The sequence below is a fragment of the Exiguobacterium sp. s143 genome (assembly GCF_018618895.1).
GTDB classification, from domain to species: domain Bacteria; phylum Bacillota; class Bacilli; order Exiguobacteriales; family Exiguobacteriaceae; genus Exiguobacterium_A; species Exiguobacterium_A abrahamii.
Window position 1 is genome coordinate 263,849 of record NZ_JACSMX010000002.1, and the last position, 13,331, is coordinate 277,179.

A 13,331-nucleotide genomic window follows, 5' to 3' on the forward strand; every position below is an offset into this window, starting at 1 on the left:
GACAGGGAAGAAGAAGCATCGTAATATAAGAATCAATTCAACACACGATAGCAAAGACGAAGAGAAGTAACTTGTGAAACGATTCAAGAGAGCTGATGGGTGGTGCGAATCAGTATCGGGCAACAAGCGAATGGCCTTCTGAGCTTCAGACCGAATCCCTTCAATGGGTAGTAGGCTCTGACGGGTTCCTCCCGTTATCGGGGTCGACGAATCAGGACAACGGTCCGGTTCGTTTCAAAGGGGACGGTGTCAGCATCGTCAACGAAGGTGGTACCGCGGGTCTTCCCGTCCTTCATGTTCTACATGAATGGGCGAGAAGACCCTTTTCGTATACAATCGAATCGAACAAATCGTAGAGTGAGTTAAGTAGCGAGACAACATCGGCGTTTCAGAGAGCGGAAGAATGGTGCGACTTCCGTACGGCGAGGTTTCGTGAATGGTCTCATGAGAGCGTGGCTGAACGAAGAAGTAGGTCGCGACGGATGCCCCCGTTATCGTAGGCTATGATGTCTCTTATTAGACGCATCAGACAGAGTGGGAACGGTCGAACCGTTCCAATCGAGAGGTGGCACCGCGAGATAATCGTCCTCCATGCAGCATACGCTGTGTGGGGGACTTTTTTATATTCCAGGAGGCGAACAGGGATGGTTCAGACAGACACACTTATCATCGAACAACTTGAACTAAACGGCGACGAGATGACGCCGATCATGATTTTTCAACAACTGAGCGGAACACAGAAATGTTTACTTGAAAGTTCTGCGCATACGGATCAAGGACGGTATTCGATCATCGGTGTTGATCCGGTGGAGATGATTCGCGCAGAGGGACGGACCGTGACGCGGGAACAGTTGACGACAGGTCGATTGACGCAGGAAACGGGTGATCCAGTACGACTGATGCAACAGATGATCCTCCGGGGTGGCGTCGAAGAAGACCTTCCGTTTTTAGCGGGTGGGATCGGATATGTCGGTTACGACATGATGCGCGCCTATGAAACACTCGGAGCGGTTCCTGAGCGAACGCGCCAACTACCGGACGCGCTACTCGCTGTATACGACCAAATCATCCTGTTCGATCATCTCGAACATCGTGTTCATTTGATTCAGACGTCGCTCGGTGGCATCACCGATCGTGATGAATTACGTCAACGTTTAGCAGAACGGAAAGCGCAACTTGAGCAACCACGGGAGCGAACGGACATCGAGCGTCCACTCCGGGATGTCGTCTATGAACCGTTAATGGATCAAGAGACGTTTGAAGGACTCGTCGAACAAGCGAAGAGACACATCCGCCAAGGCGACGTCTTCCAACTGGTTCTCTCGCAACGACTTGATGCGACGTTCTCAGGTGATCCGTTCCAATTTTATCGGAAGCTTCGTAAGGATAATCCGAGTCCCTATCTCTTTTATATCGACTTAGGCGAAGCAATCGTACTCGGGGCCTCCCCGGAAAGTTTGGTCCAAGTCAAAGGGAATCGAGTGACGACGAATCCGATTGCCGGCACCCGGCGCCGGGGGAAGACGAAAGAGGAAGATGGACGGTTAGCAGAAGAGTTGCTGCACGACGAGAAGGAACGAGCCGAACATCGAATGCTTGTCGATCTTGGACGCAACGACTTAGGACGGATTTGCCAGATTGGTACCGTCGAGGTGACGCGCTTCATGCAAATCGAACGATTCAAGAACGTTATGCATCTCGTCTCGGTCGTTGAAGGTACGCTAGCAGACGGGAAGACTGGAGCAGACGCACTCGTCTCTTGTCTACCGGCAGGGACGGTCACGGGAGCTCCGAAAATCCGAGCGATGCAGTTGATCGACCAGTACGAGCAGGTGAAACGAGAAGTATATGCCGGGGCTGTCGGCTATTTCGATGTTCGAGGGAATATGGATTTTGCCCTCGCTATCCGGACGATGGTGATCAAGGATGGTGTCGCTTCTGTTCAAGCAGGAGCTGGCATCGTCTACGACTCGATTCCACGCCTCGAGTACCAGGAGACGTTACACAAAGCGAAATCACTACTGGAGGTTTGGAAATGATCGTCCTAATTGATAATTATGATTCTTTTACCTATAACCTATACCAATACGCATCCGTTTATACTGACGTTCACGTCATTCGAAACGATGCGGTCAGCATCGAAGAACTACGCGAGATGAAACCAGACGGCATCATCCTCTCACCCGGTCCCGGTCGCCCGGCTGACGCTGGCATCTGCATCGATCTCATTCGTCAATTATCGGGTCAAGTACCAATTCTCGGTGTCTGTCTCGGACATCAGGCAATCGGCGAAGCATTCGGAGGACGCGTCGTCGAAGCACCGATCATCATGCACGGAAAGACATCGATGATCCGACAATCGGGACAACTCTTCGACGACATGACGGAAACGTTAGAGGTCATGCGCTATCATTCGCTGATCGTCGCTCGCAACGACTTACCGACGGAGCTCGTCATCACAGCAGAAACGGATGACCGGACGATCATGGCACTCGAGCACCGGACGCATCCGACCTTCGGAATCCAGTTCCATCCTGAATCTGTCGGAACACCACAAGGACAGCAGATGATTAAACGATTCATTGAATTGACAAAGGAGTGACGAACGATGAAAGAGACGTTATTGAAATTAGCAGAAGCAAAACATTTACGATATGAAGAAATGCAACAGGCAGCACGCGAACTATTTGCGGAAGACGTTACCGATAGCGAAATTGCCGCTTTTCTCGTCGCATTGAAAGCAAAAGGGGAGACTGCAGAAGAATTAGCCGGTCTCGCTTCGATCATGCGCGAGGTCGCCCTCGACATTCCGGTCACCGGCGATTTCATGGATAACTGCGGCACTGGAGGCGACGGCTCACAATCGTTCAACATCAGTACGACAGCCGCCTTCGTTCTGGCAGGTGCCGGCATGAAAGTCGCGAAGCACGGGAATCGGAGTGTCTCGAGTAAAACGGGCAGCGCTGATGTGCTCGAAGCACTCGGGGTTTCGCTCGATGCGACACCGGAACGTTTAGCAGAACAGCTCGAGTCGAACGGAATCGCCTTCTTGTTTGCGCAACGGATGCACCCACGCGTCAAGCAAATCATGAAGGTCCGACGCGATCTGCGGATTCCAACGATCTTTAACTTGATCGGTCCATTGACGAACCCGGTTCCGCTCAAGACACAACTATTAGGAATTTACCGGGAGGATATGCTTGAGACGATGGCGTTGACATTGCACCGACTCGGACGGAAGCGGGCAATCGTCTTACACGGTGCGAATGGAATGGATGAAGCATCCCTTGCCGGAACGAACCAACTCGTCTTACTCGACGAAGGCGAGCTGATCCGCTTCAGTCTTCACCCGGAGGAAGTCGGACTGAAGACCGCACCGCTTGAAGCAATTCGCGGAGGTAGTGCACAAGAGAATGCGGCGATTTTACTCCGTGTTCTTGGTGGAGAGCATGGTGCTTATCGCGACACGGTTCTACTCAATGCGGGAATTGCTCTCTTTGCAGCAAATCGGGCGAAGACGATCGAAGAAGGAATCGCCTTAGCAGCAGATAGCATCGACTCAGGACGGGCGATGGAACGATTGAACCAATTACGACAAATGACACGGGAGGAAGCAATCGGATGAATATCTTAGATCGCATCATCGAAACGAAACGAGCAGAAGTCCTGCAATTAAAATTAAACGGGGTCGAACGGATCAGTCGGGAGGCATTGAAGCCGTCGATTAAGCAACGACTAGCGGGAGCGGATTTATCCGTCATCGCGGAAATCAAACGAGCGTCGCCATCAAAAGGGGCAATCGCACTCGACGTCGATGTCGTCGCTCAGGCAAAACAATATGAAGCGAGTGGGGCGACCGTCATCTCCGTCTTGACGGACGAGACGTACTTCAAAGGGTCGATGGACGATTTAGCGGCAGTCGCTGCAGCAGTCGACATCCCGGTGCTTTGTAAGGATTTCATGATTGATCGGATTCAAATCGACCGGGCAAAAGCACATGGGGCACGGTTGATTCTCTTAATCGTCGCCGCTCTCGAGCAGGAGACGCTTGCTGACTTGTATGCGTATGCTTACGCAGAAGGACTTGAGGTCTTGGTCGAAGTCCATGACGAAGAGGAGTTACGCCGAGCAGAGGCGATTGGTGCGCAAATCATTGGCATCAACAACCGGAACTTGAAAAAGTTCGAAGTTGATTTACAGACATCGGTCGGATTACTCGAACAAAAACAACCGGACGTCCGGTATATCAGTGAGAGTGGCATCAAGACGGTCGAGGAAGCACAGCGATTACACGCTGCCGGTGCAGACGGGATCCTCGTCGGCGAGACGTTGATGCGGGCAGACGATCCGCAAGTCTTCATCCGAGAAGTGAGTGGCGTTCGCGTATGACACGGATTAAGTTCTGTGGTCTCCGGGAAAGAGAACATGTCGAAGCGGCAGTTCGCTTAGCGGACTACATCGGCTTTATCTTTGCTAAAAGTAAACGACAGGTCACGCTGGAAGAGGCGGCTCGTCTCAGACGCGACATTCCAAAAACGGTCCAAGTCGTCGGTGTCTTCGTCTCCCCGACTTACCAGCAGGTGACCGACGCGGTCGAACAAGTCGCGCTAGATCTCGTCCAAATTCATGGTGTCATTCCGGACGGAGAGTTACCAGTTCCCGTCATTCAAGCGATTCCGGTGACGGACATCGGACAAGTAGAGCAACAGACGGATTATTTGCTCGTTGACGCACCGGTTGCTGGAAGTGGCGAGACATTCGACTGGTCACGAGACATTCAAGCCGATCGACCACTGTTCATTGCCGGTGGCTTGACAGCAGGAAACGTCGGAGAAGCAATCAAACGATATCACCCGTTCGCCGTCGATGTCTCAAGTGGCATCGAGACGGATGGACGGAAAGATCCCATCAAAATGCAGGCATTCGCAGATGCCGTAAAGGAGAGAGAAGTATGAGCTACGCACAACCGGATACACTAGGACAATACGGTAAATACGGAGGACGCTACATCCCGGAAACATTGATGCACGCAGTGATCGAACTCGAAGAAGCTTACGCAACCGTAAAAGAAGATCCAGCGTTTCAAGCGCGGATGGACGAATTATTGAAAGAATACGTCGGACGTGAAACACCACTTTATTTTGCCGAACATTTGACGCAAACGATCGGTGGCGCAAAGATCTACTTGAAACGAGAAGACTTGAACCATACCGGTGCCCATAAAATCAACAATACGATCGGTCAAGCGTTATTGGCTGAACGGATGGGGAAACGAAAAATCGTTGCTGAGACAGGGGCAGGACAACACGGTGTCGCGACAGCGACGGTCTGTGCCTTACTCGATCTCGAGTGTGTCATCTTCATGGGAGAAGAGGACGTGCGCCGTCAAGAATTGAACGTCTTCCGGATGGAGTTACTTGGAGCAACCGTCATCCCGGTCACACAAGGCAGTCGGACACTCAAAGATGCCGTCAATGAAGCACTCCGTTACTGGGTCAAACATGTCGAAGATACGCATTACTTGATGGGTTCTGTTCTCGGACCACACCCATTCCCACAACTTGTCCGTGATTTCCAAGCAGTCATCGGAAAAGAGACACGACGTCAAATCATCGAAAAAGAAGGGCGTCTGCCAGAGGCGATCGTCGCTTGTGTTGGCGGTGGCAGTAACGCGATCGGGATGTTCCATCCTTTCATCGATGATACAGATGTAAAATTGTATGGCATTGAAGCAGCAGGCAGTGGAATCGACACAGAGAAACACGCAGCGACGATGACAAAAGGAGAGGTCGGTGTCTTGCATGGCTCGATGATGTATCTCTTACAGGATGCACACGGTCAAGTACAAGAAGCGCACTCGATCTCAGCTGGACTCGATTACCCGGGTGTTGGACCGGAGCATAGCTTGCTAAAAGATATCGGTCGCGTCCAATATGAAGCGGTGACCGATGAACAAGCACTCGAAGCACTTCAGCTGTTGAGCCGCAAGGAGGGAATCATCCCGGCACTTGAGTCGGCACACGCGATTGCCTATGCGACACAACTGGCTGCAGAGATGGACAAGGAAGAAATTCTCGTCATCTGTTTATCAGGACGGGGCGACAAAGACGTCGTCACTGTCAGAAACGCACTAAAGGGGGAAGCGTGATGCGATTAGAAACAGCCATTCGTACCGTTACGAGCAAAGGGGAGAAAGCTTTCATTCCGTACGTCATGGGGGGAGACGGAGGAATCGATCAACTCCCGGAAATCCTGTCGTTTCTCGCTGAATCCGGAGCGACAGCGATTGAAGTCGGTGTCCCGTTTTCGGATCCTGTCGCTGATGGTCCGGTCATTCAAGAAGCGGGACTTCGGGCACTAGAAGCGAACGTTGGACTGAAGGATGTCCTCGAGGCAGTTCGCGTTGCTCGTCAGACCGTCGATGTTCCGGTCGTCTTGATGACGTACTTAAATCCGATTTTCCGCTACGGATTAACGGCGTTTCTAGCGACATGTCGCGAAGTCGGGGTCGATGGACTGATTATTCCTGATTTGCCGCTTGAGCAGAGCGAACAGTTTTTCGAGCAAGAGGACAAATCGGACATCGCGCTCGTCCAGCTCGTCTCCTTGACGAGTCCGATGGAGCGGATTCAAAAGATTGCCGATAAAAGTGAAGGATTCCTCTATGCGGTCACGGTCAACGGAACGACAGGTGGACAGACGACGTTTGATACGGCGCTTGAAGACCACTTAGCGAACGTCGCAGCAAACAGTCCAGTACCAGTCCTTGCCGGGTTTGGGATCAGTACACCGGAACACGTCAAACAATTGAGCCGCCCAGTCTCGGGTGTCATCGTCGGCAGTAAAATCGTCGATTTACTGCATCAGAACGATCGAGAAACAATTCAACAGTTGATGGCAGCACGTCTTGCGGCGACGCCGTCGCATTAATAAAAAGGACCTGACTCAAAGGACAGTCTCTACAAACATAAGGGTGGCAGAATGATGATCTGTCACCCTTATCTCGTAACAAAAAGAATGACGCGTCACACGCAACTCTTACAGGAACAGGCGCATTTATGCGCTGTTAGAGACGAACAAGACCCGCTTTCCTGCTACGAAGCAGGAAAACTGGCTTGTGTCTCGCCTGAGGAAAGGGCGTGAAAAGACGCGTCATTCTTTTTTTGAGTCAGCCCCTTTTTCGTATAGATGTCACTGTTGAACGAGCGACTTCTGCAAGTTGGTATACAGCGGTTCGAATCCAAGTTCCTCATAAAACGTGGTGGCACGGTCGTTGACCGCCCAAACGTTTAAGCGAACAGCATCGACCTTTCGCTCGAGTGCGAGTTCTTCTGCAGCCTGCATTAACTGGCGACCAATTCCGAATGAACGATGGGATGAGGTGACACCGACGTCAGTGATGTTCAAGATCCGGACTGGTGTAAATCGATCGGATGCTGGCGCAGTCCACTTGCCGAACAAGTAACCAACGAGTGTATCTCCGTCAAGCGCTGTCAGACAGAGGTGTTGTTCAGCTTCCACCATCTGACTTAAAGACTCCAGCGTGTACGGTGTCGTTACATCTGAATGAAAGTGAGGCGATAATCGTTGATGGTGCAAGAAGGTCTCTGCCGTCAGTGCAAGCAGGGCAGGGAGGTCTGAAGTACGGCTCGTGCGGATCATCAAGCAATCACTCCAATCATCGATTTTGTTTGAGTACTTCGGCAACAAGACCCGATACATACGGACTACCACGATCTTCTTTTTCGACCGATTCAATCATGATGGCAACAAGAAGATCTTTTTTGTCGTTGTCGTAACCGACGAAGAAGCCATTCTCTTTTCCATCGGTTTCGCCTGCCTTTTTCAATTCTGCCGTACCGGTCTTACCGGCAACATCGACTTCCTTGATATCGGCCGGGAGCGTGTAGCCGTTATGGACAACGTCATAGAGATCATCACGAATCATATTCGCATCTTTCGCATCCAGCAGATCCTTTTTGAAGACTTGCTTCGTTTTTTCCTCTTGTAAAAGAGTCGGACGATAGATTGTTCCATCGGTCAAGAAAATTTCATACATCGACGTTAGATGGAGAATGTTCGTCAGCATCTGTCCTTGTCCGTAGGACGTATCCATCAGCTGTCCATCTGAAGCGATCGTCCCGTCGTTTGAGATCTGAGAAGCGCGTAACGGATACGTAAACGGTAGCTTCTCTCCGTAGCCGAGTGCTTCAAGTCCAGACGTGAACGCCTTCGTTCCGACCTGTTCGAGTGTTGAACGGGCGAAATAGATGTTATCTGAATAAACGAGCGCATTGTGCAGATTAACGGGTGCTGGCGTCTCGTGAATCCGCGTGACGTTAAATCCATCGATCTTATTTTTCAGTCCATTGATCGTATAGGCTTTTTCCGGGTCAAGTGTTCCACTTTTTAAGCCAACGGCGGCCGTCAGGGGTTTTTGGGTCGAACCGGGTGCGAAGGCACTCGTGAATCGGTTCAACAATGGTTGATCCGGATCTTGCGTCAGTTCATCGAGTCGCGCTTGCGAGATCCCTGACATGAATTCAGAAGGATCAAAGCCAGGGGAGCTAAGTAAGACACGCGTCTCACCAGTTCGCGGATCGATTGCCGATGCCGTTCCTGGATCCTCCTGCATCGTGTCGTACGTCTTTTTCTGGAGCGTAGCATCAATCGTCAACGGAATATCCTCACCATCCGTCGGTTTCGTTTCAGCAACGGTAACGCTTGATCCGTCTTTCTTTTGTAGAATGATCGAGGCACCGGCTTTACCGCGTAACCGATCATCAAGGACTTGTTCAAGACCCCGTTTCCCGACTTGTTCGCCAGCTTGGATTTTATTTTTCGATTCTTTAATCTCGTCTGCTGTTGCCGAACCGATATATCCAATTAAATGAGAGGCTGCTTTACCAAGTGGATACGTTCGGACTTCTGTCTCTTTGACGCTGATTCCAGGAATGTCACGCAATTTTTCAACCGTTGCTTCGTCGGTCAGTGTTTTGAGCGGAACGAATTGTCCATCCTTGACCCAACTTGCTTTTAAGGAATCTTCGACCGATGAGGTCGGGCGGTCGAGCAACTCGGCAACTTGGTCGACATCTTTAAGTTGTCCTGCAGTGGCGCCGACAGCATACCCTTTACCGGAGGTCGCGAGCGGTTTATCGTTCGCGTCGAGTAAATCACCACGTTTGCCTTCTACGGTTTCTAACTGAACCTTGTCTTCTTTCTTAAAGTCTTTTAGAACAAACGAAGAGTCCCAGTCAATGAACCAGTTTTCTGTTTCTCCTTGTTTCTCGAATGTTAACGGGACTTGTTTATCATAAGCGACAGATCCTGCAACCGTATCGAAGGAGATTCGTACGGGAAGGGACGCTTTTTCGTCATCCGTTGCTTCCTTTGCTTTCTTCCGTTCGACGGATAACTTTTTGATATCAAGCGATTTCGACAACTGTTTTGTCCGGTCGATGAATTCTTTTTTTCCGTATTCCTTTTTAGTAGCCGTACTCGCGTACGTATACATCTTATCGTAATCTTGTTTTTCCCAAAGTTTGATGTAGGCATCAAGACGTTCTTCGGGTGTCGGCTGATCTTGACATCCGGCAAGTAACGTCACACCAAACGTCGCTGATAAAAGAAAGGGGATCGTTCGTTTCATGTGTTTCGCCTCCGTTGTGGATTAGACTCATAATCATACCGTACCACTCCTGTCAGGAGATTTCATCTGAAACACAAAACCGGACTTCTCATGGGGAGAAGTCCGGTGAATCAAGCTTAGTTGAAGTAATTGAGTGGATTGACACTGTTTGCAGCAGACGTTCCGCTGTAGACGTAAGGACCGCGATGCATTTCGAAGTGGAGGTGCGCACCGAATGCGTTACCTGTCGCACCAATCGTACCGATTTTCGATCCTTTAGCAATCGTTTGTCCGACTGAGACAGAGCGACTGTTTAAGTGTGCATACACCGTCGTATATTGAATGCCATTGACGGTATGCGTCATCATGACGTGATTTCCGTATGCGCCGTAATAACGGGATGTGATGACTTTACCAGCGGCTGATGCATAGACAGGTGTGCCTGTTGGAGCACCGATATCGATGCCGTTATGGAACGTATAACCGTAAACGCCACTTGCAGCACCATATCCTTGCGTGATTGGACCGCTTGCTGGACGCGAGAAGCCAGTCGTTGCTTTTGTTGAAGTCGTTGTGCTGTATTTTTTTACGTATGTAGAAGAAACGTAGCGTGATGCGCCACCGTATGAAATTTTTGTCCATGAACCGGAAACACCGAGATAATTGAATGTCTGTCCTGTATTGACGCTACCGACGATTTTATAAGCTGTTGATGGACCTGTACGGACACGAAGCCCGTCTGCTGTGACCTTTACCTTATATGTCGTTGCAGCTTCAACTTTCGAAGCACTCGTTGTTGCAAAACCTGAAACTACCAAAGCTGTCATTGTCATTGTTGTAAGTAAACGTTTCATTGAGTGTTTTTCCTCCTTAAAAATCTGAAGCGACAGAACGAATCATTACAAAATTGTAAGAATTTATGTATATTTATTTATTTTAAAGAATGATTTTTCGCCTGAGATGATTATAGCATCGTCAATAACACGAAAATATTTCAAATATGTTTCAAAATTACGCTTTGTTAACATATATTGTAATGGATTAATAAGTAAAAAAAGAACTGACAAAGAGTCAGTTCTTTTTTCGATGAACCTATACTGTTATTCAGCAGAAGAGGGTGAAAACACAGTTAAATGTTGCGGGAGCACTTCGACAGTCACAGGAACATGACCTGCTGTGTCCCCATCGGCATTAATCGGTAATTCTTCTTTCGAGCGAATTTCGACACGTGTCGTCGTGAAGTGTTCGATTTGATCGGCTTTTGATAATCCACCCGTGATGAGTTTGGGTAATGCCTGTAGCGCATCAAAGAATCCAAGCTTCGTAATGATGAACCCATGCAGCAGTCCATCATCGACTTTTGCGTCTTCTGCAAAGGATTCGAACCCTCCGACGGAATTCGTCAAGGCGATAATCAACAAGTGCGCTTCTCCATCGAATTGTTTCTCAGCAGAATCAATTTCAATCGGATAGGGGCTATGATCCTTGAAAGCTTTTAGACCTTCAATGAAATAAGCGACCGATCCGAGTGACGTTTTTTGTTCGACACTGACCTCCTCGACGGCTTCTGCAATCAGACCAACAGCGATGACGTTCATGAAGTAATGGTCATCATATTTACCGATATCGAGCGGTCGGGCAGGGGCGTCAGCTAGAATCTGAATCGCCTCTTCGGGATCCGTCGGAATGTGTAATGCGCGCGATAAGTCATTGACCGTTCCGAGTGGCACGATCCCGAGTGTTGGGCGATGCGGTTGTTCGGCAATTCCGGTGATGACTTCATTGACCGTTCCGTCACCTCCCATGGCGATGACAGCATCGTAATTAGACTGGGCAGCATGACGCGCAAATTCCGTCGCATCGTGTTCTTTTTCCGTGAACCGAACGTCGACGGTTTCAAAGCGAGTAGCAAGCGTCTCTTCAGCGAGCGTCGCGTGTTTTTTTCCGAGTTCTTTACCAGAAGACGGGTTGATGATCAACATGGCTTGAGACAAGATGAATTCCTCCTTCGGGACAATCTGTTGACTTTTTCCCTGTCCGATGAAAACATAATCCAAATTCTTTTTTACAAATAAAAACACCGAGTAGGCGCATGGCTTCCTCGGTGTTGAAGTTTGAACTCAGAGTTAAATTATTGTGATGGCGGCACTTCACCAGCAGCAGGACGAGCTTCTTCTTCAACGTCCCAACACTCCGTATTTTCAATCCCGAGTGCTTTTGCTGAGAAGACAGGATCGAGTCCCTGTTTCCGTTGTTCCTGATAATCTTTGATGACTTTGAGAGCGATGCCGCTCAAGAGGAGGATCGCTGTCATATTGATTAATGTCATGCCTGCCATGAAGAGATCGGCAAAACTCCATACCATACCGAGGCTGAGAACAGATCCGATGAAGACGAAGCCCATTGTCGCAATCCGGAAACCGAAGACGGCTGCTGGACTTTGTTTGATGAACTCGATGTTCGTCTCACCGTAGTAGTAACTACCAACGATCGAACTAAAAGCAAACAAGAAGACGCTGAGTGCGATGAATGGTGGGGCAATTGCACCAAATTCTTCGGAGAGCGCGTTTTGCAACATGCCGATTCCTTCGCCCTTTCCAGCAGCATAACTATCACTGAGGAGAATAATCGTTGCTGTCGCTGTACAGACGATCAACGTATCAAGGAATACACCAAGTGTTTGTAAGAAACCTTGTTTTGCTGGGTGAGAGACTTCAGCCGCCGCCGCAGCGTTCGGAGCAGACCCCATTCCCGCTTCGTTTGAGAACAATCCGCGTTTGACACCGAGTGAGATTGCAGCACCGACCGAGCCACCGAATGCTTGCTCGATTCCGAAGGCACTTTTGAAAATCATTGCGAACACACCAGGAAGTTCCGTCAGGTTCGTAACGACGACATAAAGAGCAGCAATCAAGTAGAGACCTGCCATGATAGGAACGATGATTGCAGAGAACTTCGCGACACGGTGGACACCACCAAAGATGACGAGTCCCGTCAAGACGACGAGTGCTGCGCCGACGACAGCTGTGTTGATACCGAACGCATTGTCAAAGGCAGCGGCAATCGTGTTTGATTGAACGGAGTTGAAGATAAGGCCGAACGTCACAGCAATCAAGATTGCAAAGACGATTCCGAGAGCTCGGTTCTTCAAGCCTTTTTCGATGTAGTAGGCAGGACCACCACGGTATGCGTTCGATTTCGTATCGCGTACTTTATAGACTTGAGCCAGTGTACTTTCGATGAGAGCCGTCGCGCCCCCTAAGAGAGCGACCATCCACATCCAGAAGACGGCACCTGGTCCGCCGAGTGTGACGGCAATCGTGACACCGGCAAGGTTACCCGTACCGATCCGTGTCGCCGCACCGATGAAGAATGACTGGAGAGAAGTGATGCTTTCTCCTTTATCGTCTGTTGTTTGTTCACTTTTATCGAGCGTGACGCGGAACATCTCTTTTAAGTAAGTGAATTGGATGAAGCCAGTTCGGATCGTGAAGTAGATCCCGCCGCCGATCAATACAGCGATTAATACATACGACCATAAAATGTTGTTGGCGTAATCGACACTTCCTTGAATGACTTGCTGAATGGCGTTCATGATGGTGTATTCCTCCCAAAGAATAATAAAAGCTATACGCTAAATTATACGAATTTTCAGACAATAAGCAACAACAAAATAAAATAAAATTTTAAAACTTAATAA

At 49.5% G+C, this 13,331-nt stretch carries 12 protein-coding genes and 2 other annotated features; of the genes, 7 read left to right on the plus strand and 5 right to left on the minus strand.

Features of this window, described 5'->3' with window-relative positions; genetic code table 11:
• The first annotated feature begins 44 nt into the window (after positions 1–44).
• Positions 45–296: a binding site (T-box leader), on the plus strand.
• A gap of 48 nt (positions 297–344) precedes the next feature.
• Positions 345–593: a binding site (T-box leader), on the plus strand.
• A 51-nt stretch (positions 594–644) separates the two neighbouring features.
• Genes trpE through trpA form a run of 7 tightly spaced genes read left to right on the plus strand, consistent with a single transcriptional unit; the run spans position 645 to position 6,930 of the window.
• Complete coding sequence (trpE, locus tag KNQ03_RS09595; protein WP_023467599.1) at positions 645–2,039, plus strand: anthranilate synthase component I; 1,395 nt, start codon at positions 645–647, stop codon at positions 2,037–2,039.
• Positions 2,036–2,602 carry an anthranilate synthase component II gene (locus KNQ03_RS09600; protein ID WP_214724482.1) on the plus strand — a complete coding sequence of 189 codons (567 nt, stop codon included), beginning with the start codon at positions 2,036–2,038 and terminating at the stop codon, positions 2,600–2,602. The genes trpE and KNQ03_RS09600 overlap by 4 nt, the downstream gene beginning before the upstream one ends.
• Before the next feature lie 6 nt (positions 2,603–2,608).
• Positions 2,609–3,625 carry an anthranilate phosphoribosyltransferase gene (gene trpD, locus KNQ03_RS09605; protein WP_035398277.1) on the plus strand — a complete coding sequence of 339 codons (1,017 nt, stop codon included), beginning with the start codon at positions 2,609–2,611 and terminating at the stop codon, positions 3,623–3,625.
• Complete coding sequence (trpC, locus tag KNQ03_RS09610; protein WP_058713633.1) at positions 3,622–4,389, plus strand: indole-3-glycerol phosphate synthase TrpC; 768 nt, start codon at positions 3,622–3,624, stop codon at positions 4,387–4,389. Before trpD ends, trpC begins: the two co-directional genes overlap by 4 nt.
• Complete coding sequence (locus KNQ03_RS09615) at positions 4,386–4,955, plus strand: phosphoribosylanthranilate isomerase (protein WP_035398273.1); 570 nt, start codon at positions 4,386–4,388, stop codon at positions 4,953–4,955. The genes trpC and KNQ03_RS09615 overlap by 4 nt, the downstream gene beginning before the upstream one ends.
• Complete coding sequence (gene trpB, locus KNQ03_RS09620; RefSeq protein WP_023467602.1) at positions 4,952–6,148, plus strand: tryptophan synthase subunit beta; 1,197 nt, start codon at positions 4,952–4,954, stop codon at positions 6,146–6,148. Before KNQ03_RS09615 ends, trpB begins: the two co-directional genes overlap by 4 nt.
• On the plus strand, positions 6,148–6,930 hold the full coding sequence (gene trpA / locus KNQ03_RS09625) for a tryptophan synthase subunit alpha (protein ID WP_047390833.1): 783 nt from the start codon (positions 6,148–6,150) through the stop codon (positions 6,928–6,930). The genes trpB and trpA overlap by 1 nt, the downstream gene beginning before the upstream one ends.
• Before the next feature lie 261 nt (positions 6,931–7,191).
• Here trpA and KNQ03_RS09630 read toward each other — a convergent pair whose 3' ends face one another.
• From KNQ03_RS09630 to KNQ03_RS09650, 5 genes are all read right to left on the minus strand, one after another.
• Positions 7,192–7,722, minus strand: a complete 531-nt coding sequence (locus KNQ03_RS09630; protein ID WP_251140279.1) for a GNAT family N-acetyltransferase — start codon at positions 7,720–7,722, stop codon at positions 7,192–7,194.
• Positions 7,679–9,652, minus strand: coding sequence for a penicillin-binding transpeptidase domain-containing protein (locus tag KNQ03_RS09635; protein WP_214724486.1), 1,974 nt, complete (start codon positions 9,650–9,652; stop codon positions 7,679–7,681). The genes KNQ03_RS09630 and KNQ03_RS09635 overlap by 44 nt, the downstream gene beginning before the upstream one ends.
• Before the next feature lie 116 nt (positions 9,653–9,768).
• Positions 9,769–10,485 (minus strand): M23 family metallopeptidase, encoded by a 717-nt coding sequence (locus tag KNQ03_RS09640; protein WP_149426982.1) that lies wholly within the window; start codon positions 10,483–10,485, stop codon positions 9,769–9,771.
• 246 nt (positions 10,486–10,731) lie between these two features.
• A complete protein-coding gene (locus tag KNQ03_RS09645) occupies positions 10,732–11,625 on the minus strand; it encodes a diacylglycerol/lipid kinase family protein (RefSeq protein ID WP_023467607.1) in 894 nt (297 codons plus the stop codon).
• 137 nt (positions 11,626–11,762) lie between these two features.
• Positions 11,763–13,226, minus strand: coding sequence for an alanine/glycine:cation symporter family protein (locus tag KNQ03_RS09650; protein ID WP_214724489.1), 1,464 nt, complete (start codon positions 13,224–13,226; stop codon positions 11,763–11,765).
• Between the last annotated feature and the right edge of the window lie 105 nt (positions 13,227–13,331).